The sequence below is a fragment of the Lacticaseibacillus suihuaensis genome, assembly GCF_054785075.1.
Genome location: NZ_BAAGBJ010000010.1, coordinates 1 through 22,922, shown reverse-complemented (window position 1 = coordinate 22,922; position 22,922 = coordinate 1). Strand labels below are relative to the sequence as shown.

23 protein-coding genes are annotated in these 22,922 nt (G+C 63.6%); 4 read left to right on the top strand and 19 right to left on the bottom strand.

Annotated elements, in window-relative coordinates; genetic code table 11:
* Positions 1–103 precede the first annotated feature (103 nt).
* From nrdG to ACYVRZ_RS09365, 17 genes are all read right to left on the bottom strand, one after another.
* Positions 104–646 carry an anaerobic ribonucleoside-triphosphate reductase activating protein gene (nrdG, locus tag ACYVRZ_RS09445; RefSeq protein ID WP_461226487.1) on the bottom strand — a complete coding sequence of 181 codons (543 nt, stop codon included), beginning with the start codon at positions 644–646 and terminating at the stop codon, positions 104–106.
* A 182-nt stretch (positions 647–828) separates the two neighbouring features.
* Positions 829–2,079 carry a phosphoribosylamine--glycine ligase gene (purD, locus tag ACYVRZ_RS09440; protein ID WP_461226366.1) on the bottom strand — a complete coding sequence of 417 codons (1,251 nt, stop codon included), beginning with the start codon at positions 2,077–2,079 and terminating at the stop codon, positions 829–831.
* Between the two features lie 18 nt (positions 2,080–2,097).
* Positions 2,098–3,618 (bottom strand): bifunctional phosphoribosylaminoimidazolecarboxamide formyltransferase/IMP cyclohydrolase, encoded by a 1,521-nt coding sequence (gene purH, locus ACYVRZ_RS09435; protein WP_461226365.1) that lies wholly within the window; start codon positions 3,616–3,618, stop codon positions 2,098–2,100.
* A gap of 1 nt (position 3,619) precedes the next feature.
* A complete protein-coding gene (gene purN, locus ACYVRZ_RS09430) occupies positions 3,620–4,186 on the bottom strand; it encodes a phosphoribosylglycinamide formyltransferase (protein WP_461226364.1) in 567 nt (188 codons plus the stop codon).
* The gene (gene purM, locus ACYVRZ_RS09425) at positions 4,183–5,187 is read right to left on the bottom strand and encodes a phosphoribosylformylglycinamidine cyclo-ligase (protein ID WP_461226363.1); all 1,005 of its coding nucleotides are present in this window, start codon (positions 5,185–5,187) and stop codon (positions 4,183–4,185) included. Before purM ends, purN begins: the two co-directional genes overlap by 4 nt.
* Positions 5,184–6,647 (bottom strand): amidophosphoribosyltransferase, encoded by a 1,464-nt coding sequence (purF, locus tag ACYVRZ_RS09420; RefSeq protein WP_461226362.1) that lies wholly within the window; start codon positions 6,645–6,647, stop codon positions 5,184–5,186. The genes purM and purF overlap by 4 nt, the downstream gene beginning before the upstream one ends.
* The gene (purL, locus tag ACYVRZ_RS09415) at positions 6,632–8,836 is read right to left on the bottom strand and encodes a phosphoribosylformylglycinamidine synthase subunit PurL (protein ID WP_461226361.1); all 2,205 of its coding nucleotides are present in this window, start codon (positions 8,834–8,836) and stop codon (positions 6,632–6,634) included. The genes purF and purL overlap by 16 nt, the downstream gene beginning before the upstream one ends.
* Positions 8,820–9,506: a phosphoribosylformylglycinamidine synthase subunit PurQ gene (gene purQ, locus ACYVRZ_RS09410; protein WP_461226360.1), complete on the bottom strand. Its 687-nt coding sequence runs from the start codon at positions 9,504–9,506 to the stop codon at positions 8,820–8,822. Before purQ ends, purL begins: the two co-directional genes overlap by 17 nt.
* Positions 9,503–9,757, bottom strand: a complete 255-nt coding sequence (purS, locus tag ACYVRZ_RS09405) for a phosphoribosylformylglycinamidine synthase subunit PurS (RefSeq protein ID WP_262314885.1) — start codon at positions 9,755–9,757, stop codon at positions 9,503–9,505. Before purS ends, purQ begins: the two co-directional genes overlap by 4 nt.
* Positions 9,750–10,469: a phosphoribosylaminoimidazolesuccinocarboxamide synthase gene (gene purC, locus ACYVRZ_RS09400; protein WP_461226486.1), complete on the bottom strand. Its 720-nt coding sequence runs from the start codon at positions 10,467–10,469 to the stop codon at positions 9,750–9,752. The genes purS and purC overlap by 8 nt, the downstream gene beginning before the upstream one ends.
* A complete protein-coding gene (gene purK, locus ACYVRZ_RS09395; RefSeq protein ID WP_461226359.1) occupies positions 10,456–11,583 on the bottom strand; it encodes a 5-(carboxyamino)imidazole ribonucleotide synthase in 1,128 nt (375 codons plus the stop codon). The genes purC and purK overlap by 14 nt, the downstream gene beginning before the upstream one ends.
* The gene (purE, locus tag ACYVRZ_RS09390; protein ID WP_461226358.1) at positions 11,576–12,061 is read right to left on the bottom strand and encodes a 5-(carboxyamino)imidazole ribonucleotide mutase; all 486 of its coding nucleotides are present in this window, start codon (positions 12,059–12,061) and stop codon (positions 11,576–11,578) included. Before purE ends, purK begins: the two co-directional genes overlap by 8 nt.
* Before the next feature lie 192 nt (positions 12,062–12,253).
* The gene (locus ACYVRZ_RS09385; protein WP_461226357.1) at positions 12,254–13,120 is read right to left on the bottom strand and encodes an ROK family protein; all 867 of its coding nucleotides are present in this window, start codon (positions 13,118–13,120) and stop codon (positions 12,254–12,256) included.
* A 120-nt stretch (positions 13,121–13,240) separates the two neighbouring features.
* On the bottom strand, positions 13,241–13,873 hold the full coding sequence (locus tag ACYVRZ_RS09380; protein WP_461226356.1) for a hypothetical protein: 633 nt from the start codon (positions 13,871–13,873) through the stop codon (positions 13,241–13,243).
* A 630-nt stretch (positions 13,874–14,503) separates the two neighbouring features.
* Positions 14,504–16,225 (bottom strand): phosphoenolpyruvate--protein phosphotransferase, encoded by a 1,722-nt coding sequence (ptsP, locus tag ACYVRZ_RS09375; RefSeq protein ID WP_461226355.1) that lies wholly within the window; start codon positions 16,223–16,225, stop codon positions 14,504–14,506.
* Positions 16,225–16,491, bottom strand: a complete 267-nt coding sequence (locus ACYVRZ_RS09370) for a phosphocarrier protein HPr (RefSeq protein WP_262316115.1) — start codon at positions 16,489–16,491, stop codon at positions 16,225–16,227. Before ACYVRZ_RS09370 ends, ptsP begins: the two co-directional genes overlap by 1 nt.
* A gap of 109 nt (positions 16,492–16,600) precedes the next feature.
* The gene (locus tag ACYVRZ_RS09365) at positions 16,601–16,792 is read right to left on the bottom strand and encodes a hypothetical protein (RefSeq protein ID WP_262316116.1); all 192 of its coding nucleotides are present in this window, start codon (positions 16,790–16,792) and stop codon (positions 16,601–16,603) included.
* Between the two features lie 249 nt (positions 16,793–17,041).
* Here ACYVRZ_RS09365 and ACYVRZ_RS09360 point away from each other — a divergent pair, with 249 nt between their 5' ends.
* Positions 17,042–19,237: an ATP-dependent Clp protease ATP-binding subunit gene (locus ACYVRZ_RS09360; protein WP_461226354.1), complete on the top strand. Its 2,196-nt coding sequence runs from the start codon at positions 17,042–17,044 to the stop codon at positions 19,235–19,237.
* Between the two features lie 148 nt (positions 19,238–19,385).
* Here ACYVRZ_RS09360 and ACYVRZ_RS09355 read toward each other — a convergent pair whose 3' ends face one another.
* Positions 19,386–20,171, bottom strand: a complete 786-nt coding sequence (locus tag ACYVRZ_RS09355) for a hypothetical protein (protein WP_461226353.1) — start codon at positions 20,169–20,171, stop codon at positions 19,386–19,388.
* Positions 20,168–20,515 (bottom strand): PadR family transcriptional regulator, encoded by a 348-nt coding sequence (locus ACYVRZ_RS09350; protein ID WP_461226352.1) that lies wholly within the window; start codon positions 20,513–20,515, stop codon positions 20,168–20,170. Before ACYVRZ_RS09350 ends, ACYVRZ_RS09355 begins: the two co-directional genes overlap by 4 nt.
* 174 nt (positions 20,516–20,689) lie before the next feature.
* On the opposite strand from ACYVRZ_RS09350, the gene ACYVRZ_RS09345 reads away from it, so the two are divergent.
* From ACYVRZ_RS09345 to ACYVRZ_RS09335, 3 genes are all read left to right on the top strand, one after another.
* A complete protein-coding gene (locus ACYVRZ_RS09345) occupies positions 20,690–21,265 on the top strand; it encodes a sugar O-acetyltransferase (protein WP_461226351.1) in 576 nt (191 codons plus the stop codon).
* A gap of 145 nt (positions 21,266–21,410) precedes the next feature.
* Positions 21,411–21,692, top strand: coding sequence for a DUF1827 family protein (locus ACYVRZ_RS09340; protein ID WP_262316121.1), 282 nt, complete (start codon positions 21,411–21,413; stop codon positions 21,690–21,692).
* A 45-nt stretch (positions 21,693–21,737) separates the two neighbouring features.
* Entirely contained in the window at positions 21,738–22,781 is a 1,044-nt protein-coding gene (locus ACYVRZ_RS09335) for a MucBP domain-containing protein (protein WP_461226350.1), read from the top strand.
* Positions 22,782–22,922 lie beyond the last annotated feature (141 nt).

Sequence of the window (22,922 nt, the reverse complement as noted above, 5' to 3'; positions counted from 1 at the left end):
CAAGACACAACGAGGGGGCCGGGTTTTTGATTGCCGCGCTGGCGCGAGGAATCGCAGCGTGACGGCGCGGCACGGCGCCGTCACGCTGCGACGATCAGGCCGGTCAGCGAACCAGCCGTGGCCAGATTTTGACGGTGCCGGCCGCAAGCGACGCCGGCACATCGATGATGCGCTGATTGCGGCTGCCGCGAAACTGCAGGGTCAGATCCTTTTGGGCCTCAAGAAAGCGGCCGTCGACTAAGATGTCCAGCAGGTCCAGCAGCGCCAGCTTGTCCGGCGAATCCTGCAACAGCTCGTCCCACTTGTAGCCGGTCCAGCTCCAAATGTCCTTGGTGTGGCCGAACTCGGCCCGCACCCGGCGGCACAGCTGCAGGCACACCGCGGTGTTCAAGAACGGCTCGCCGCCCAGAAGCGTCAGCCCCTGCACGTAGCTTTGGCCGAGGTCTTCGATGATGCGATCCTCCAGCTCCTGGGTGTAGGGGCTGCCGTAGTGGAAGTTTTGGGCAACCTTGTTGTAACACCCCGGGCAGGCGAACTTGCAGCCCGACACGTAGATGCTGCAACGCACCCCTTCGCCGTCGACGAAGGTGAAGGGCTTGTAGCTGGCGACGTAGCCCTGCGACCAGTCGGAGGCCAGCCACTCCATCGGCTTGGGATCATTCGGTAATGTTTTGGGCACAGCACTCACTCCATTTCTGAGTTCCATGCTACCACAGATTCACCGCAAGATGTAGTCTTGACCGCCACGCAGACACAAAATGTGGGGGATGACACGCCAAAAACCGGGTGGCCCACCGCCACCCGGTTGCGGAATCAAAAGTCGGCACCTCACGCCCTGCCGGCCACGTGGCGGCCCTTGTCGCCGATGTCTTGGCGCATCGCCAGCTGGCCCAAAAGCGGGGCCAGCCGGGCGTAGGCCTGAAGTTGGGCGGCGACCAGCGTCTGACCAGCCCCGATCACGGTGAACACCCGGCCACCGGCGGTTTCAAGCGCGTTGGCGGCGCCGCTCACCCCCGCCGGCAGCCAGTAGTCAAGCGCCGCGGCCGGTGGCGTCACCACCGGCAGGGCCGCGCTGACATCGCCTGGGTAGGCCGGATGAACGGCGACCACGCCGCAGTAAGTGCGACCGTCGAGCTGCAGCGGCTGGGCGCGACCGGCCAGGAGGTCTTGGGTCAGCGCGTAAAAATCGTTTTGGACCTGCGGCAGCAGCACCTGGGTCTCGGGGTCACCGAACCGCACGTTGTACTCCAGCAGCTTGGGGCCGGCGGCCGTGAACATTAGCCCCAGGTAGATCACGCCGCAGCCGCTCAGGCCGTCTTCGACCATCCCGGCCAGCGTCGCGTCAACCAGCGCCGTCGCCTGCTCGTTTTGTGCGGCGGTGAACTGCGGGGCCGGGCTGATCGCGCCCATGCCGCCGGTGTTGGGGCCGGCGTCACCGGCTAGGCGGCGCTTGTGGTCTTGCGCCAGTGGGAACAAGACGCGCGTGCGGCCGTTAAACATCGCCAGCACCGACGCCTCCTGCCCCGCCAGGTAATCCTCGATGAGCACGGGCTGGTCACCGCCGGCCAGCGCGTGGGTCAGGGCCGCCACGGCGGCCGCCTCGGTCTCACACACCACGACGCCCTTGCCGGCCGCCAGCCCGTCGGCCTTAATCACCACCGGCAAGGCGTGGCCGGCAAGCGCCGCCTGCCCGGCCGCCAGCTCCGCTACGACGGTCGCCTTGGCGGTTGGCAGGTGATGCCGGGCCATGAAGGCCTTGGCGAACTGCTTAGAGCTCTCCAGTCGCGCCAGGGCCCGAGTCGGGCCAAACACCGGCAGTCCGGCGGCCTCAAAGGCGTCGACGATGCCGGCGGCCAGCGGCTGCTCGGGGCCGACGAAGGTCAGGGCCACATGCGCCTTGGCAAAGGCAATCAGCGCGTCGAAGGCCATGACGTCGATGGCCACCGGCGTCAGCCCGATCAGCGCCATGCCGGGATTGCCCGGGGCCACGTAGACCCGATCGACTTGAGGCGAGGCGAGGTACGCACGACCGAGGGCGGCCTCACGCGCCCCGGACCCGATGACTAATACGTTGACCATGTTTGCCCGTCCTTTCGCCTAGTGTCTGAAGTGCCGCACCCCGGTCACCACCATCGCGATCCCGTACGTGTCGGCCGCATCGATCGAATCCTGATCGCGAATCGAGCCGCCGGGCTGAATAATCGCCCGGATGCCGTGCTTGGCGGCGTATTCCACGCAGTCGGCCATCGGGAAGAACGCGTCCGAGGCCAGCACTGCACCAGCGAAGTTCGCGTTGCCCTGCGCCTGCTTCAGCGCGATTTCAACAGAGCCGATGCGATTCATCTGCCCGGCCCCGATGCCGAGCGTCTGGCCGTCTTTGACCACGACGATGGCGTTGGACTTCACGTGCTTGACCACCTGCTGGCCAAACAAGAGGGCCCGCAGTTGCTCGGGCGTTGGCGCCACCTTGGTCACCACGGTCACGTCGTCTGGCCCCTCAACCGCAGCGTCGGTGGTTTGCAAAAGCACCCCGCCGAGGACCGGCGTGGCCTCGATGTGAGACGGCTCCGGCGCGGCCAGCTGAACGGTCATCACGCGCAGGTTCTTCTTTTTGCTCAGCACCGCCAAGGCGTCGGGGTCAAAGGCCGGGGCCATCACGATTTCCAGGAACAGCGCGTGCATTTTGGTCGCCGTCGCCAGGTCGACGGTGCGGTTCAAGGCGATGATGCCGCCGAAAATCGAGGTGGGATCCGCCGCGTAGGCTTTGTCCCAGGCCGCCTCAATCGTCTCGGCCACCCCGATGCCGCAGGGGTTCATGTGCTTGACCGCCACCACCGCCGGCGCCTGGTACTCGTTGAGCATCGCCAGGGCCGCGTCGGCATCGCGGATGTTGTTGTAAGACAAGGCCTTGCCGTGCAGCTGCACCGCGTTGACCAGCGATTCCTTAGGCGCGTTCGGCGCGGCGTAAAAGGCGGCCTGCTGGTGGCTGTTTTCCCCGTAGCGCAAGTCCTCGAGCTTGCGGTAAGTCGGGGTATACAGCGCCGGGAACGGCTCTGGGTTCAAGTAGGCGGCAATCTGGGCGTCGTAGGCCGCCGTCACCGCAAAGACCTTGGCGGCAAGTTGGGCGCGTAGTTCGGCGTCTTTTGCGTCGAGCCCGGCCAGCACCGCCGGGTAATCCGCGGGATCCACCACCGCCCAGACGCTGTTGCCGTTCTTGGCCGCCGCGCGTAAGGCGCTCGGGCCGCCGATGTCGATCTGCTCGATGGCCTGTTCGCGCGTCACGCCGGGCCGCTGGATGGTCTCGGCGAAGGGATACAAGTTGACGCAGACCACGTCGATCGGCGCGATGTCATGCTCGGCCAAGGCCGCCATGTGAGCGGCCGAGTCGCGCTTGGCGAGAATACCGGCGTGAATCTTTGGGTGGAGCGTCTTGACCCGCCCGTCGAGCATTTCGGGGAAGCCGGTGACGTCTTCAACGGCGGTCACGGCAAGTCCGGCCTCGGCCAGCGCCTGCTTGGTGCCGCCCGTGGACACCAGGGTGAAGCCGCGGTCTAGTAGGCCCTGGGCGAAGGGCACCAGGCCGGTTTTGTCGGAAACACTGAGTAAGGCTCGTTTCAATTCAAATCGCTCCTTTTAAAATGAGTTGGTCAACAGTCTGCGGCAGCAGGTCGTGCTCCACCGCGTGGATTCGCGCCTCCAGGTGAGCCAGCGACTCCCCAGCGGCAATCGCCACCGGCGCCTGGGCAATGATGCGGCCCGAGTCGATGCCGGCGTCGACGTAATGCACGGTCACGCCGGTCACCTTCACGCCGTAGCGCCAGGCGTCTTCGATGCCGGTGCGGCCGGGAAAGCTCGGCAACAGCGCCGGGTGGAGGTTGATGATGCGGTCGGGAAAGGCCGCCAAAAGCGTCGGCCCGACGATGCGCATGAAGCCGGCCAGCACCACCAAGTCGGCGGCCGGCAGCCGCGACAGCAGCGCCTGCTCGGCGGCCGCCTTGCTAGCGTAGGCTCGGTAGTCGATAGTAATCACCGGAATGCCCAGCGCCTGGGCCCGGCCAATCACCGCGGCGTGGGGCTTGTCGCAGACCAAGGCACCGATGGCGACGTCCGAGCGGGTCCTCAGGTGATCCGCCAGCGCCTGAAAGTTGCTGCCGGTGCCTGAGGCAAATACGATCAGCTTTTTCATGCGGTCCACGTCACTCCCTGGCCGTCGCGCGGCACCACGCGCCCGATGGTCACCGCATGGGGCAGCCGGGCCAGCACCGTCTTCGCGTCTTGCGGCGCCACCGCCAACACCATGCCGATGCCCAGATTGAAGGTGCGGCGCATCTCCGCCAGGCTGAGTGAGCCGGCCTCTTGAAGCCGCGAGAACAGCTCCGGCCACTGCCAGGCGCCGGCTGAGAGCGCGGCGGCCAGGTGGCTGGGCAGCATCCGCGGCACGTTGTCGGTGAAGCCGCCGCCGGTGATGTGGGCGGCGCCGTGGATCAGTCCGGCGGCAATCAGCGGCCAGACGTCTTGGACGTAGATTTTGGTCGGGGCCAACAGCGCCGCGGTCATCTCCCGCCCGTCGCTCAGCGGCAGGTTCCCCAGGTTGGTCTCCGCCAGAAGCTCACGCACCAGCGAAAAACCGTTGCTGTGAACCCCACTGGACGGCAGCCCGATCAAGACGTCGCCGGCCGCGACTTGACTCGGCAGCAGCCGACCGGCGCTGGCCAGGCCGACGGCGAAGCCGGCGAGGTCGTAGTGTTGCTGGGGGTACATCCCCGGCATCTCGGCGGTTTCGCCGCCGATCAGGGCCATGCCGGCCTGACTGCAGCCATAGGCGATGCCCCGCACGATGGTTTCGACCCGCTCGGGCAACAAGGCGTCGGTGGCCAGGTAATCGAGGAAAAACAGCGGCTTGGCGCCGCTGGCCAGCAGGTCGTTGGCGACCATCGCCACCAGGTCGATGCCGATGGTGTCGTGCGACTCGCACTGTAGCGCCAGCAGGAGCTTCGTGCCGACCCCGTCGGTGGCCGTCACCAGCACCGGCTCCGGCACGGTCGGCAGCCGGTAAGCGGCGGCAAAGCCGCCGATGTTGGCCAGGACGTTGTCATTTTGCGTGGCCCGGGCCAGCGGCGCGATGCGGCGGACCACCTCGGCCCCGGCGTCGATGTCGACGCCGGCGTGACGGTAATCGATGCTCATGCAAAAACCTCCTTCACGTTGATCGAAAGGTGCGTCAGCTCTTTGGCCAGGTTCGCGGCGTAATCGTCCAACCCGGTCGGGTACTCGCCGGTGAAGTACGCGACGCACAGGCCGCCGTTCGGCGCGGTGGTCGAAAGCGCCACGCTGTCCTCAAGCCCGGCCACCGACAGGAACCCGAGCGAATCCACACCCAGCACCTGCTTCATCTCGGCGACGCTGTGGTTGGCCGCGAACAGCTCCTTGGTGGACTGAATGTCGATGCCGTAAAAGCACGGGAAGCGCAGCGGGGGGCTGGCGATGCGCAGGTGAACCGCGGTCGCCCCGGCGTCCTTGAGCAGCTGCACCAGCTGAATCGCGGTGGTGCCGCGAACAATCGAGTCGTCGACCAGCACGACGGACTTGCCGGCCACCACCGCCTTGACCGCCGACAGCTTCAGCCGAACGCTGCGTTCCCGCAGCGCCTGGGTCGGCTGAATGAAGGTTCGCGCGACGTACTGGCTTTTGACCAGTCCCAGCTCGTAGGGAATGCCGCTTTCTCTGGCGTAACCGATGGCGGCCGACAAAGACGAGTTCGGCACCCCGACGACGATGTCGCCTTGCGCCGGTTGTTCCTGCGCCAGGCGCCGCCCCATCGCGACTCTGGCCTGATGCACGTTGACGCCGTGAATCTCGGAGTCCGGCCGGGCGAAGTAGATGTACTCCATCGAGCACACCGCAAGCTGTGTGTGGTCAGTGTAGGGCTCGGTGGTCCAGCCGGCATCGGTGATGGTGACCAGCTCGCCGGGTTGGACGTCCTGCAGGAATTCGGCTCCCACCGCCGTCAGCGCCGCGGTTTCGGAGCAGACAATCACCCCGCCGTCGGGCCGGCGACCGACCACCAGCGGCCGAAAGCCGTTGGGATCCACCGCCGCGTACATCGCCTGTTCGGTCAACAGCACGAAGGCGAAGCCGCCGTGAACCTGGTTAAGGGCGTCTTTGAGCTGGTCTTTGACCGTGCTGGCAGGGCTTCTGCGCAGCAGGTGCATCAGCACCTCGGTGTCCGAGGTCGACTGAAAAATGGCCCCATCGGCCTCTAGCGCCGCTCGCAGGCTCTGGGCGTTGGTCAGGTTGCCGTTATGGGCCAGCGCCATCGCGGTGTCGGAGAAGCGAAACAGCAGCGGCTGAATGTTCTCGAGAATCGCGCCGCCGGCCGTCGCGTAACGCACGTGACCCAGCGCGGCGGTGCCGGTCAGCTGCTTGAGGTCGGCCGGGTCGGCGAAGACCTCGGACACCAGGCCAAAGCCATAGTGGCGCCGCAGCCCGGCCGGGGTTTTGCCGACGATGCCGGCGCCTTCCTGGCCGCGGTGCTGCAGGGTGTGAAGCCCCAGGTGGGTGATGGCCGCGGCGTGGGGATCACCCCAAATGCCAAAGACGCCGCATTCCTCGTTCAGGCTCTTGACTTCGGTCACTTCAGCTGGCATGCAAGTCCCTCCAAGTTGAGTTGTTTCAAGGCCGCGACCGGTGCCGCCACGCGGCCGTCCAGCGCCTGCACCACCAGGTCGGTGTCACCAGTGGTACCGATGCGCGTGGCCAGCGTGCCGGCCAGTGCCTCAAAGGCCGCCTGGTGGTGTTGCGGCACCGTCACCAGGAAGCGGCCCTGGCTTTCGGCAAAGAGCTGGGCCTGCGGTAGCGCGACGTCGAGCGTCGCGCCGATACCTTCGGGGAAGCTCATTTCGGCCAGGGTCACCAGCAGCCCGCCGTCGGCCACGTCGTGCGACGCGGTGGTCAGATGGGCGCGGATTGCGGCCAGCACCAGGTCCTGATTGCGCTTTTCGGCGACCAGGTCCAGTGGCCGCAGACTGCCGGCCACGCTGCCGGTTTCAAGCACCTGCAGCAGCGACCCGTCGAAGTCGGCTTGCGTCTCGCCGATCAGGTAGATCCCATCACCGGCCTGCTTGAAGCCCGGGGTGCCGATTGCGGTGAGGTCTTCGATCAGTCCGACCATGCCGATCATCGGCGTCGGGTCGATGGCCACCCCCGAGGTCTCGTTGTAAAGCGAGACGTTGCCGGAAATCACCGGTGTGTTCAGCGCCTTGGTGGCCGCGACGATGCCCTTGGCGGATTCGGCCAGCTCGTAGAACATCTCGGGCTTGGTCGGGTCGCCGTAGTTCAGGCAGTCGGTGATGCCCAAAGGTTCTGCGCCGGTCGCCACCAGGTTGCGGGCGGCCTCGGCCACCGTGATGGCCCCGCCGATTGCGGGATCCAAGGCCAGGTAGCGCCCGTTGGAGTCGGCCGTCATCGCAAGCGCCCGGTGGGTGCCGCGAACCCGCACCACCCCGGCGTCGGCGCCTGGCGCAAGCACCGTGTTGGTCTGCACCTGCGCGTCGTAGCGGCGGAAAATGCAGCGTTTGTCGGCCACGTTAGGGTCTTGAAGCAGCGCCTCGAGCGTGGCCTGGGCGTTGTCAATCACCGGCTGCCAGTGCGGCGCCGGGTCAGCCAACCGCGCCGGCTGGCGGCTTTCTTGGTGGTATACCGGGGCATCCGTGGTCAAGGCGCTGACCGGCACGTCGCACACGACCTCGCCGTGGTGCAGCAGGCGGTAGCGGTGGCCGGACTCGACGTGGCCGCAAACCACGGCATCCAGGTCGTAGCGCTTGAACACCGCGATAATCGCGTCTTCCGCCCCGCTTTGAACGCACAGCATCATGCGCTCCTGCGACTCGCTGAGCATGATCTCAAAAGGCGTCATGTTCGGCTCGCGCTGGGGAATCAAGTCGAGGTCCAACACCATGCCGGAGTTGGCCTTACCCGCCATTTCAACCGTCGAGGAAACCAGCCCGGCGGCGCCCATGTCCTGCATTCCGACCAGCTGATCTTGGTAATCGCGGGTCACCTCCAGGCAGGCGTCCATCACGAGTTTTTCCATGAACGGATCGCCGACCTGAACCGCCGAGCGGTCGGCCGCCTCCTCCGCGGAGAACTCGGCCGAGGCAAAACTTGCGCCATTGATGCCATCGCGGCCGGTTTTGGCCCCGACGTAGATCAAGGCGTTGCCGACGCCGGCGGCCTTCCCCTTTTGGATCTTGGCCTTGTCCATCACGCCGACGCACATCGCGTTGACCAGCGGGTTGTGGGTGTAGGCGGCGCTGAAGCGAACCTCGCCGCCGAGGTTGGGGATGCCGATCGCGTTGCCGTAATCGCCGATGCCGGCGACCACGCCGTCGATCAGCTGTTTTTGGTGCGGGTCCTGTGGGTCGCCGAAGGCCAGCGCGTCGAGCACCGCAATCGGCTTGGCCCCGATGGAGAAAATGTCGCGGATGATGCCACCGACACCGGTCGCCGCCCCTTCGTAAGGCTCAACGGCGCTCGGGTGGTTGTGGCTTTCAGCCTTGAACACCACGGCCTTGCCCTCGCCGATGTCGATCACCCCGGCGCCTTCGCCGGGACCCATCAACACCCGGTCGTTGTGGGTCCAGAAGGTCTTGAGCACGGGCTTGGAGTACTTGTAGGCGCAGTGCTCGCTCCACATGCCCGATGCCAGGCCGATTTCCGTGTAAGTCGGCAGTCGACCAAGCAGCTCGGCGTAACGGTTGTACTCCGCCTCGGTCAGGCCCCACTGCAAGTATGGCTTTTGTTCCTGTACCGCCTCTGGACTAAGCGTGTTGGACATGCGGTTCTCCTTTCGTTGCGGCCGTCAGCGAGTCGAATACGCCCAGGCCATCGGTGCCACCGAGCAGCGCCTCCACCGCCCGTTCCGGGTGCGGCATCATGCCCAGCACATTCCCCTGGGCGTTCACGATGCCTGCGATGTCGTTCAGGCTACCGTTGGGGTTATCGGCGTAACGAAACACCACCTGGTGGTTGGCCTCAAGCGCGGCCAGCGTGGCGGGGTCGGCGTAGTAGTTGCCTTCACCGTGGGCAATCGGCAGCGTGATGGTGGCGCCGTCAGCGTAGGCATTGGAAAAGGCCGTCTCCGCGTTGGCCACGATCAACGGTGCCTGGGCGCAACGAAACTCAAGTGAGGTGTTGGCCTGCAAGGCGCCGGGCAACAACCCCGCCTCGGTCAGAATCTGAAAACCGTTGCAGATGCCGATCACGTAGCCGCCGGCCGCCGCGAAGTCCCGCACGGCGGCCATGATCGGCGCAAACTTGGCAATGGCGCCGCTTCTCAGGTAATCCCCGTAAGAGAAGCCACCGGGCAACAGCACCAGGTCAAAGCCGTCAAGCGTCGTGGCCGAGGCCAAGACCTTAGTCGCGGCTTGGTGGCAAACCGTCTCAAGCGCCCAGATCAAGTCGTCGTCGCAGTTCGAGCCGGGAAAGCTGACCACCGCCGCCTTCATGCCGTCACCGCCTGCACCGTGTAGCGGTAGCTTTCCATGTTCACGTTGGCGAGCATCTGGTCGCAGATCGCATCGACCTGCGCCTCGGCCGCCGCCTGATCGGCCGCCGTCAGGGTGAGGACAAAGTGCTTGCCCACCACCACGCTTTGGACGTTGGTCTGGCCCAGGCGCTGCAAGGTGTTTTGAATCACCGCGGCCTTGGGATCCAGAACGCTTGGCTTGTAGCTCACATCGATTTCAGCTTTATACATGTTGGGCTCCTTTCAGGCGGTCCAAGACGGCTTGGTAAACGGGCTGCAGCGGCCCGAGGTCCTTGCGAAATACATCCTTGTCCAGCGACTGGCCGGTCGCCTGGTCCACCAGGCGGAAGTTGTCGGGTGACAGCTCGTCGGCGAGGATCAGGGTGCCGTCCGGCAGGGTGCCGAACTCCAGCTTGAAGTCGACCAAGTCGATGCCGATGCCATCGAATCGCGCCGTCAGGTAGGCGTTGACCGCGTCGCTTTGGCGGTGCATCTCGGCAATCGTCGCCGCGTCGGCCAGGCCCAAGGCGATCGCCTGCTCCGAGTTGATGAACGGATCGTCCAACGCGTCGGACTTGTAGTAAAACTCGTGAACCGCCGGGTGCAGCGGCAACAGCGGGGTCGTCTGGAACTTGCGGGCGAAGCTGCCCGACGCAAAGTTGCGCACCACGGCCTCCAGCTTCACCATCTCAACGCGCCGCACCAGCATGGTGTTGGCATCCAGCGTCTTGAGGTAATGGGTGGCAAACCCGTTGGCATTGAGCTCTTCAAAGAGCAGGCTTGAGATCTGGCGGTTCAAGGCGCCCTTGCCTTCAATCTGAACCTTCTTCTTCCCGTTCAGGGCCGTGGCCTGATCCATGTACTCGACCCAAAGCACCGTCGGGTCCTCCGTCGCGTACATCTGCTTGGCCTTCCCGCTGTACAGTAACTCAGTTTTCACAATTGTCCTCCTCGAAGGCCACCGCCTTCAGTCGCGTCTCTAACGTTCCGCCACACACCGTGATATGACCCATTTTTCGGCCGGGCCGCGCCTGTGCCTTCCCGTAATCGTGCAGGTGCCACTCCGGGTGCTTGGGCCAAGCCAGCCGCGCCGCCGCCAGGTCGGCCCCCAGCAGGTTGCGCATCACCGACTCGGTGTTCAGCGTGATCTGCGGCAGCGGCAGGCCGCAGATGCTCAGGATGTGGGCGGAAAACTGCGACAGGTTGCAGGCCTCAATTGAGTAGTGCCCCGAGTTGTGCGGCCGCGGCGCCAGCTCGTTGACCACGATTCCGGTGGTGCTTTCAAACAGCTCGATGCCCAGCACCCCGCGCAGGTCCAGCGCGTTGGCGATGGTGGTCGCAAGCCCGTTAATCTGCTGGGCCAGGGCCGGTGCCAGTCCCGGCGCCGGCGCCAGGGTCTCGTGCAAAATGTGCTGGGCGTGGCGGTTCTCGACGATGGGGAAACACCGCACCCGGTCCGAACCGTCGCGCGTCACCATCAAGGACAGCTCGCGGCGAAACTCCAAGCGCTCCTCCAGAATGCAGGGCGTCTCGGCCGCCAGGGCCTTGGCCGCCTCCAGCTGATCAAAGCCCAAGATGTCGACCTGGCCGTGACCGTCATAGCCGCCGGTCGCGGTTTTGAGGATGCTTGGCACCCCCACCCGGTGAATGGCCGGAATCAAGGCGGCGGCATTCGGGACGCTGGCGAACTTGGCGGTAGGAATGCCGTGTTCCTGCAGAAAGGTTTTCTCGCTCAGCCTGTCGCGCGTGATGGCCAACAGTCGGGTCCCCTGCGGCAGTGCGGCGAAGCGCTGGGCGTCTTCCAGGGCCGCGAGGTCGACGTTTTCAAACTCGTAGGTCAGCACATCGCTGGCCTGGGCGAGCCGCTCAAGCGCCGCGGTGTCGGCAAAATCGGCGGTCACCTGAAAATCCGCCACCTGACCGGCCGGCGCTTGCGGCGTCGGGTCCAAAACGCCGACCGTGTAACCCATCGCCTTGGCGGCCAAGGCCAGCATCCGGCCGAGCTGACCGCCACCAACAATGCCGATGGTGGCCGGGGGCACAATCACCTTAGTCAAGAATCGCCGCCTCGCTTTCTTCCGCCGCCTGGGTCTGCGCGGTCCGGAAGGCGGCCAGGCGTTGAGCCACCGCCGCGTCGGTGACGCTGAGCAGACTGGCGGCGAACAGCGCGGCGTTCTTGGCCCCCGCCTCACCGATGGCCATGGTCGCGACCGGCACCCCGCTTGGCATCTGGACAATGGACAGCAGGGAGTCGACGCCGTTCAATGTTCGGGTTTTAATGGGAACCCCGATCACCGGCAGCGTCGTGTTGGCCGCCAGCATCCCGGGCAGATGGGCCGCCCCGCCGGCTCCGGCGACGATGGCCGAGAGTCCGGCTTTCCGCGCACCTTGCGCGAATTGCGCCAGCGTCTCGGGCATTCGATGGGCCGAGATCACCCGCTTGACGTAGGTAATCCCAAGCTGATCGAGCAGTGCTGCAGTCTCCTTCATGGTCGGCCAATCGGACACCGACCCCATGACAATCGCCACGGTCATAGCTGTCACCCGCTTTCATAAGTTGCCTTGAGTTTATCATGGACGGTTCGCGTTTTCAACCTTGTTTAGGAACGATTTGGTTTAATAATGATTTTAATGTTCGGGTTTATAAATGGATAGTCGGTCGTGGTGCCGTATCGCGACAGTCCATTGCAGGTAAAAAAAAGAGCCGATCACTCGGCTCTGCCACGCTCAGTCGGCGTAGCGCTGTTTGAAGTTGGCAATCGCACCCATCAGGTTGGCCGCCTCCAGGTACTTGCAGCTTTCGACCTGCGGGGTGACGTCCGCAATTTTGACATAGGCCATCACCTGCGCGATGTGCCGGCGAATCCCGGGCAGCAGCGCGGGGTTGCGCGAAATGCCGCCGCCGATCAGGAACACTTCGGGGTCAAAGCTGTACTGAAGATTGAAAATCGCCTCGGCCAGGCTTTGGTACAAGGCCTCGGTCAGCTTGACGGCCAGCGGGTCGTGGTCGTCTGCGCGGTCAAAGACGTCCTTGCCCGACAGGTTCTCCCCGCTTTCCTCGCGGTAGGCCTTGCCGACGGACACCGCCGTGCCCTGCTCGCTGAGGGTGCGGCCGTTTTGCATCATGTAGCCGAACTCCCCGCCCAGCAGGTGGTGGCCGTGCTCAATGTGACCGTCGGCGATGATGGCGCCACCGACGCCGGTGCCCAAAACCAGCACCGCCACGCGCGACTTGCCGGCCGCCGCGCCGCTGTCGACCTCAGCCAGGGCCGCGCAGTTCGCGTCGTTTTCGATCGCGACCTTCAGCCCAAAGCGGCGCTCAAGCTCGGGCACGATTTCGAAGTTGTGGATGTACGGCAAGGCGCTGGCGCCTTCAATCACACCGGTCGCCTGGTTGACAGCCCCGGGTGAGGAAATCGCGACGCCGGCCAGCGGCCCCCGCTTTTTCATCTGCGCGACCTCCGTGCTCAGCAAGGTGTAAAACCCTTCGAGGTCGACCGGGGTGCCGGCGGCGTGCCGGTCCTGAAGCGTCGTGCCGTCCCAGCGGGCAAACTTGATGGTCGTCCCACCGATATCAATCACTGCTAATTCCATGTTCGTGTCCTCCTGCGTCTGATTGGTCAGCACAACTTGCGGCCGACCCCACCAATCAAGTGTAGCCCGGCCTGTATGCGCTGTCAAACGCTTTTGGCTCGCCAACCCGCCGCGGTCGCGTCAGTCGGCCATGCCGCTCAGCGCCTCGATGGTGCGACGCGCCTTTTGGGAGGAGGTGATCGGGTTATGATACAGGTAGGAGTAGTGCGGGATCACCTGCGTGGCGGCGTCAAATGGCCGCAGCGCCTGGGCCGAGGCCTTGCCTAACGCCTTGGCCACCGCGCTGTGCAGCGCGATCACCACCGCGTCTTGGGGAATGCCCAGCGCATCGAGGTGCTGGTACAAGGCGGCGACGTCGGCCGGCGTGACACGGACCTTGCTCGAGTCGCTTTCTACCGTCTGCGACAGGTCGGTCATGAAGGCCCCCCACACCGGGGTACCAGACACCACAGCAGCGAGGTTGGCGTCGTTGCTCTTGGCGGCGCCGTGGAAATTGCTGAAGTGGCCGGCCGTGCCGGCGTTGCCCGGGTTCAGGCCGACCAGCACGTACCGCACGGCGGCCATCTTGGCGGCCCACGCCTCGTCGCTCAGCGCATCGAGCGCGGCCAGTTCGGCGGCCGGGTAGCCCGGCTGATAGGCCGCTTTGAAGGCCGCGTTACGCGCGACCTGGGTGGTCAGGTCGGTACCGGCCGGTGGCGTCGGCCAGATGGCAAAGGAGTCCTCTTGGTTAAAACGCTTGATGAAGTCTGTCATGTGATGGTCCTTTCCGGTTGCGCGGCAACCATGCGATGTGCGTCTCTGTTCATGATTTAGAATACCGGTTGGCCGTGACATGATGTGTCGCAAACTCGCGAATTTGCGGGATAAGCCTGGCGATGCAAAAACCGACGCCACGCTCTGGCGCCGGACGCGCCGAAGCCACCGCTGGGGGTTCCCCCCGCGGCAGCCTCGGTATTTTGGATGTTGGTTGCAATTTCTTGTGGTCGGCTCGCGACGCGGTCAGACGGCGCCGCCTCAATCCGAACAAGCCCCCTGTCAGTGCCGCTCCGCAGCTACCCTGCGCGTTGCAGGTAGGCGCGGCACTTAGCGGCAGGTGGATGGTGGTCCACACCCTGGTATTCGGGCCCACATAAGGCGCCGTTACGCGAAAACACGTGTGTTGAAAGTCGGGTTCGACTTGGTATGAGTGGGGGTACTGGAGATGCTTATGCTCCGGACCTTCCCCCGAGGCAGTGGCATGACAGGTGCTGCGACGCAGTGCCTTCCCCGCCCTTTGGATAATCATCTGAACCCAGTGTAAGCCCTGCCAACACGGCCGTCAATTTATAAGCTCACCGCTGCGAATCCAAAAAAAAGAGCCCGTCTCCGGGCTCTTACCGCGACCTACTTGGTGTAGGCCTCGACTAATTTCTTGTTGTCGTCGTTGGAAATGGAATCGTTGAGCGCCTTGTCGGCCAACTCCGCCATGTCCGCGGTGGACAGCCGCTTCATCAGGCTGCGAATCTTAAGTACAGAGGTCGCAGACATCGAGTACTCGTCCAGGCCCATCCCCAAGAGGATTGGGACCATGATCGGGTCACCGGCGGCTTCCCCACACATGCCGGCCCACTTGCCTTCCTTGTGTGCCGCGTCAATAACGTTCTTGATCAGGCGCAGGATGGACGGGTTGTAAGGCTGGTACAGGTAGGACACGTGCTCGTTCCCGCGGTCAGCGGCCATGGTGTATTGGATCAGGTCGTTGGTGCCGATGGAGAAGAAGTCGACGTGCTTGGCGAATTGGTCGGCCAGGACCGCGGCAGCCGGGATTTCGATCATCATCCCCAGTTGGATGCTGTCGGAAACCTTGACGCCGTCGGCCACCAGCTTGCCCTTTTCTTCCAGGAAAATAGCCTTGGCGGCTTCGAATTCCTGAATCGTGGCGATCATCGGGAACATGATGCGCAGTTCACCGAACGCGGAAGCGCGCAACAAGGCGCGCAGCTGGGTGCGGAAGATGTCCTGCTTATCAAGCGAAATCCGAATCGCGCGGTAACCCAGGAATGGGTTTTGCTCCTCTGGCAGCGGCAGGTACGGCAGGTGCTTGTCCCCACCGATGTCCATGGTGCGCACCACCACCGGCTTCGGGCTCATCGTTTCGAGAACCTTCTTGTAGGCCTCGAACTGATCGTCTTCCGTCGGCAGTTCTGCGGAGTCCATGTACAGGAATTCGGTGCGGTACAAGCCGATCGCCTCGGCGCCGTTGGCCAAAACCCCATCGAGGTCCTTGGGCGTGCCGATGTTAGCGGCGATGTCGAAGTGCTTGCCATCGGCGGTCACGGACTTGGCGGTTTTGAGCAGCGCCCATTCGGCCTTTTGATCCGCGTATGCCTTGGCTTCCTTCTCGGATGCCGCGACCTGCGCCTCGCTTGGGTCGATGGTGATGTCGCCGGTCAAGCCGTCAACGGTCAAAAGCTGCCCTTCCTTGACGCTGGTCGTGATCTCCTGAGTCCCAACAACGGCTGGAATCTCAAGGGAGCGGGCCATAATCGCGGAGTGGGCGGTGCGGGCACCGATGTCGGTGACGAACGCCTTGACGTACTTCTTGTTGAGCTGCGCCGTGTCGGATGGGGTCAGGTCGTGGGCAACCACGATGACCTCGGAGTCGATCAGCGCCGGGTTCGGCAGCGGCCGGCCAAGCAAGTGGGCCAGGATACGGGTGGCCACGTCGCGGATGTCCGCGGCGCGTTCTTGCATGTACGGGTTGTCGACCATCGCCTCGAAGGTGGCGATGAACATATCGGAAACCGACTTCAGTGCGGTTTCAGCATTGACCTTGTCGTCTTTGATTTTCGATTCGATCGCGCCGGTGAACTCCGGATCTGCCAGAATCATCATGTGTGCGTCGAAGACTTGCGCCTCTTCCTCACCCAGTGACTCCGCCGCCTTTTCGCGGATAATCTTCAGCTCGCCGTTGCTTTGGTCTAGTGCGTCGTGCAAACGGTCGATTTCTTTTTCTGGATCTTCAATTGTAGACTGAGAAAATGACAAATCGGGTTGCACTAACATGTAGGCCTTCGCAGTTGCGATGCCGTCACTAGCAGCGATCCCTTTGAGTTGCTTTGTCATTAGTCAGACAGACCTTCCTTTTTCATCGTTTCTTCGATGGCGTTGATGGCATCGGCTTCGTCGGCACCCTCAGCGGAGATGGTCACGTCGGCACCTTGGCCAACGCCCAGGGACATCACGCCCATGATGGACTTCAAGTTGACGCTCTTCCCCTTGTATTCCAAGTTGATGTCGGAGTTGAACTTGCTTGCGGCCTGAACCAAAAGGGTAGCCGGACGTGCGTGGATCCCTGTTTCTGCAATGACATTAAATTCGCGTTTTTCCATGAGTAATCTGCTCCTTCGCATAAAAAGTCTTTTCCGAATAGAATGGACAATTCTATCTCTTGTAAACCTTACCATCATTCCGTTTTCACGGCAAGTCTGAAGTCGCTTTTTAATCTCCCGACCCGGATTTGTAACGGTAGACGATGTTACCGCCGCGTTTGGCCTGCCCCACGATCTCGTCGCGGTTGGGATAGTCGGTCCAAGCGGTCCGAAACGCCCCGAAAGTTTCCGGGGTCACCTCGATTTCGCTGCGCGACCCTGCGCGTAACTCGTCCATCAGCTGCTGGTAGTCCGGTGCCATTCGCCTGCCTCCTTTAAAGCGCCAGCCTTTGAAGTTGACGCGCTTTGACGTACAAGATTATGCTAGCATTATGCGAGTGAAACCGCAATCAAAACCGATAAGAAAAGGGTTTCGTCAAATTTTTTAGCACTCTCGGCATTAGAGTGCTTGCAAATTTAACCCGCTGTTGTATACTAGTCCTTGGTCAATAAAGGTCAAAGCTTTTTTTGACAAGGGGGGCTCCCCCCACAAAGAAAGGTCGTGATCGCGATGCTCTGTGAGAACTGCCATCAAAATCCAGCGACCATTCACCTGTACACCAGCGTGAATGGTCAACGCCAAGAGATCAACCTGTGCCAAAACTGCTACCAGCAGCTCAAGGCGCAAGCAGGAGGTTCTATGAATCCAACCAATGCAAGCAACGACCCCTTCGGCTTCAACAGCCTTGACGACCTGTTCAAGGCGATGAGCCAGGGGCAAAATTCGGGCCAGCCCGAATCCCCAACCGCACAGACCCCGCCGACGCAGGCCGGCCGCGGCGGCAACAACAACCGCGGCGGCGGCAACAGCGTGCTCGCGCAGTTCGGGGTCAACCTGACCGACAAGGCCAAAAACGGTGAGATTGATCCCGTGATTGGCCGCGACGCCGAAATCGCCCGGGTGATCGAAATCCTGAACCGTCGCACCAAGAACAACCCGGTGCTGATCGGTGAGGCCGGGGTCGGTAAGACCGCGGTGGTCGAGGGGCTCGCCCTGAAGATCGCCAACGGTGACGTGCCGGCCAAGCTGCAAGAGCGCCAGGTCATCCAGCTCGACGTCGTGTCGCTGGTGCAAGGCACCGGCATTCGCGGCCAGTTCGAGCAGCGCATGCAGCAGCTGTTGACCGAGCTGAAGAAGAGTCCCAACGTCATTTTGTTCATCGACGAGATTCACGAAATCGTCGGGGCCGGCAACGCGGAAGGCGGCATGGACGCCGGTAACGTGATCAAGCCGGCGCTGGCGCGTGGCGAGATGCAGCTGGTCGGCGCCACCACCAACAACGAGTACCGCCAGATTGAAAAAGACAGCGCCTTGGCCCGGCGCCTGCAGCCCGTCACCGTCGACGAGCCGACCGAGGCCGAAACCGTCAAGATCCTCGAAGGCATCCAAAAGCGCTACGAGGATTACCACCACGTCACCTACACGCCGGCCGCGATTCAGGCCGCTGTCACCCTGTCCAGCCGCTACATTCAAGACCGCTTCTTGCCCGACAAGGCCATCGACTTGCTGGATGAGGCCGGCTCGCGCAAGAACCTGACCATCACCGTGGCCGATCCCAAGACCGTGCAGGCCAAGATTGACGACGCCGAAAAGCAAAAGCAGGCCGCGCTGAAGCAAGAGGACTACGAAAAGGCCGCGTTTTACCGCGACCAGGTCACCAAGCTTCAGAAGATGCAAGACCAGCAAAAGCAGGACGCCAACGCCGACACCCCAACCGTGACCGATAAGGACATGGAGCAGATTGTCGAGCAAAAGACCAACATCCCGGTCGGTGAGCTGCGCAACCAAGAGGCCCAGCAGCTCAAGGACCTGGCCCCGCACCTCGAGGCCAACGTGATCGGCCAAGACGACGCCGTCGACAAGGTCGCCCGTGCCATTCGCCGCAACCGCATCGGCTTCAACAAGACCGGCCGCCCGATCGGCAGCTTCCTGTTCGTCGGCCCCACCGGCGTCGGCAAGACCGAGCTGGCCAAGCAGCTGGCCAAGGAACTCTTCGGCTCCCAGGAAGCGATGATTCGCTTCGACATGTCGGAGTACATGGAAAAGTTCAGCGTGTCTAAGCTGATCGGTTCCCCTCCGGGCTACGTCGGCTACGAAGAAGCCGGCCAGCTGACCGAGCAGGTGCGGCGCAACCCGTACAGCCTGATTCTGCTGGACGAAATCGAAAAGGCCCACCCGGATGTGATGAACATGTTCCTGCAGATTCTGGACGACGGCCGCCTGACCGACAGCCAGGGTCGCACCGTTTCCTTCAAGGACACCATCATCATCATGACCTCCAACGCCGGCTCGACCGACGCCGAGGCCAACGTGGGCTTCGGAGCGTCTTTGAACGGCACCACCAAGAGCGTCTTGGGCCAGCTGGGCAACTACTTCAAGCCTGAATTCCTGAACCGCTTCGACGATATCATCGAATTCAAGCCGCTGACCAAGGAGTCCCTGCTCAAGATTGTGTCGCTCATGATCGACCAGACCAACGCCAATATCCACGATCAGGGCCTGACGATTCACGTCACCGACCCGGTCAAGGAGAAGCTGGTCACCTTGGGCTACGATCCCGCCATGGGGGCCCGGCCGTTGCGCCGCGTCATCCAGGAGCAGATTGAAGACCGCGTCGCCGATTTCTACCTCGACCACCCGCAGGCCAAGGCACTGGAGGCCCGCATCAACAACGGCGAAATCGCCATTTCAGAGGCCGGCGCCTAGCGCCACGCGAAAGCCGACAACCGTCATCAGACGGCTGCCGGCTTTTTTGGCGTTCGGCTAGACTCGGCCAACGATTGCCGGCCGCTTGCAAGCGGGTTCGGCCGTTGCGCCAAGTCTCGCTAACGGTCTCGCGTGGCCGACTGGTCTGTCACCTGCGGCCGTGCCGGGCGGCCTGGTGCGACCGCCGCCCTACCCAGGCGCTGGCGGCGAGGTAGGCGATCAATAGCGTCCCCCACACCCCCACCAACCACAACGTCTGCCCAGCCGTCAACGCCGTGCCGCGGTCTTGGTTGAACTGCCGCACCAGCGCGTTGATGGCAAACATCACCAGCAACAGCATCTCCGGCGCAAGCACCCCCAGCATGTGATGGTGAACGGCCACCCACCCGAGCCACCCCAGCGCCACCGCGCAGCTGACGGCAATCAGCACCAGGTCCCAAGGCACTAAGACGGCCACCGCTGGCCCTGGCTGCCACACCATCAGGGCCACGGCCACACCCAGCCAGCCGCCGCCAAGCGCCGCCAGCGCGGCACCCGTTCCGAACCAGCCATGGCCTTGGGTGAAGGCGACGGACGCGGCCCAACGCGCAAGCAAGGCGACGACGGCCACCGTGATGGCAACCATCCCGCCGGCTGCCCCCAGGTGCAGCGCAAGCACCGGCTGGCGGCCGGCGGCAGCCAGCAGCATCATCAGCCACCCCAGCCCGGTGACCACGGCCCCACCGCGCAGCCAAAACCGCCAGGGCCGCAGGGGCAACTCGCGCAAAATTGCCTTGGTCATCCCCTGCGGATCCTGGCCGAAGTAGGCTTGGGCCGACTCGCCGGCCGCCTCAGCCGACTGCAGGTCCTGCGCCAGCGCCAGCAGCTGGGCCATCACCGCGGCCCGGTCGCGGGTGCAGTGCGTTTTGCAGCGCATCGAGCTGCGCTTCGTCATCTCGTCTTGTCATCTTGATCCTCCTTGGTGTCGGCCATCACCCGGGCCACCTGGGCCCCAAAGCTAGCCCAATCCGCCTGAAAAGCCGCCAGCGTCTTTGCACCTTGCGTCGTCAGCGTGAAGTACTTGCGCATCGGGCCGTCCGGCGAGGCCTGCTGGACGCCACGCAAGTCCCCACTGGCCTCGAGCTTGGCCAGCATGGGGTACAGCGTCCCGCCGACAATCGAGGTGAACCCGTAGTCGTGCAGCGCCTGCATCAGCTCGTAGCCGTAAGTCGACCGCCTGGCGATGATGGCCAACACACAGCCTTCCAAAACCCCGCGCAGCAGTTGTGTCTGTTTCATGTTGCCTCCTAGTTAGTCAGCCTGACTAGTGCAGAATACGCCCGTCCCGCTAGTTTGTCAAACTAAATAGTGGTTGGCTTACGGCGACCTGCCAGGAACCCGTCCGACGCCCTTGTCGCTGACTTTGAGACGTGCGACAATCGAAAAGAAAGCCAATTCAAAGGAGTGTCCATCATGACCAAGTCCGAGAAAGAAAAGTCCTTTGCCGGTGAGCTGTACCAGCCCAACGATGCCGCGCTGACGGCCGAACGCGAGGCGACGACCCGCCGGTTGTACGATTACAACCACCTCCACCCGCTGCAAAAGGCCGAACGCACCGCGGCCTTGCGGGAGCTTTTGGGCCACGTCGGCGCCAACTGCGTGATCGAGCAGCCGCTGTTCACCACCTATGGCACCAACACCGTAGTCGGCGACAACTTCTTCATGAATGTGAACGGCCGGCTGATGGACAGCGGCAAGATTACCATCGGCGACAACGTGTTCATCGCCCCGGACGTCGCCTTGATTACCGAGACCCACTCGCAAAACGTGCCGGAACGCATCCAGGGGCTGGAGTTTACCCACCCGATCACCATCGAAGACAACGTGTGGATCGCCACAGGCGTCAAGGTGCTGCCAGGCGTCACCATCGGCCGCAACACGGTGATTGGCGCCGGCAGCGTGGTCACCAAGGACGTCCCGGCCAACGTGATGGCCGCCGGCGTCCCTTGCAAGGTGATCCGCGCCGTTGCCCCAGAGGACCGCGCCTGAGCCGCCAAAATAACGCCCGCGATCGGCACACCCCACCGTCTGGCCCCCAACCGTGACAGAAACTGTCCGGCCGGCGCCGCAGATGTAGTATTTCGCGGCGAAGTCTTTTATAATGAAAGTAGATAAAAGAACGGGGGTACACGATATGCGTTTGATCGACATCACCAACAGTTACCCGCACTTAGTCACCCAACAGCTTGCCCACACCGATGCGACCTACATCAAGGTCTACTCGCTGGGCAACGTGACGGTCATTTTCACCAAGGCCCCCACGCACGACGAGCTGCTGTTCACCAGCGACACCCGCAACATCAAGGACGCCGAGATTGCCTTTGCGCTTGAGAAGCTTTGCGGCGTCGCGTTCAACGACGCCACGGTGATTCGCGGCGATAAGCTGGCCGAAGTCACGCTGCGGCCGAAGCACTAACGACGTCGGCTTCGGCCGGCGTTGTTTGTTCTCAAGGAGGCAAGCATGGGATTATTCGCCAAGTTACGGGCCTGGCTGCGCCCGACGCCGGTTTTGGCCCCGACGCAAAAACCCAAACTACCGGGGCGGCAACCGGCCGCACCAGCGCCAGCGGCCCCAGTACCGCCACGGTCGGCGGTGCCGGCGGTGACCGGCCCTACCGCGGCGCGGGTGCGGCTGACCGTGCGGTTTGAAGATCGCGAGGGCCGGACGCTGGCGCCGCCGCAAGTGCTGCACGGCGCCAGCGGCGAGCCCGTCGCCATCGACGTGCCGCTGATTCCAGGCTTCGTGCTGACCGGCATCGACGGCTTCATCACCCAGTTTCCGGCCGCGCCGCACGTCATCTGCTACCGCTACCTCCCTCGCGTCGCGGCCCCGGTGGTGGTGTATCACCGCGACGAAGGCGGTCGCCTCTTGGCCAACCCCGAGATTTTGATTGGCAAGCTGAACGCGGTCTTCACCACGCAGGCGCTGCCCGAGCTCGCGGCTCACGCCGATGTCCAGACCCAAACCGGCCACTTCACCGAAACCAGCCAGAAGGTGACCTTCGGCTACGACCTGGCCCGGCTGACGCCCGGCACCCCGCCGGCCGCGGCCTTCATCGAGCTGATGTCGGCCAAGGCCACCTTCGCCCAGCCCGACTTCAACCAGCCGCTGGCCACGAAGCTGCCGGCCCACACCTTCTGGCGCGTGTTCGCGATGGCCAGAGAAAGCAGCGGCCAGGTGTGGCTCAACATCGGTGGCGCCCAGTGGCTGACCGCCGCTGACACCAGGCCGCAAAGCGCCAACCCCTACCGCCTGGCCCAGGCCCCGGTGCCTCAGCCCGAAGCGAAGTTCGCCTACACCGAAACGACCGCGCGGCAGGGCGTGACCATCACCTGCGGCCCCCATGGCGTCACCCAGTGGCTGGCGCCGTACGGTGACGTCGCGCCGCTGCGGCTGAGCGACGGCGACCGGGTGATGGCCGTCGCCAGCGTGACCGCAGCCAACGGCAGCCGCTGGCTGCGCCTGCAAGGCGACCTGTTCATCCAGGCGCGTTACGCCGACTGAGCCGCCCAGACGACAAAAAAGGCGCTACGATATTTGGAGTTGATAGGCTACTTGCCTGCCAGCTCCTTTTTCTATACCATTTAGTTTTCAGCACACAAACAGGACACCACACGGCTTCCTGTTCATCGTCCCGACCAAAGA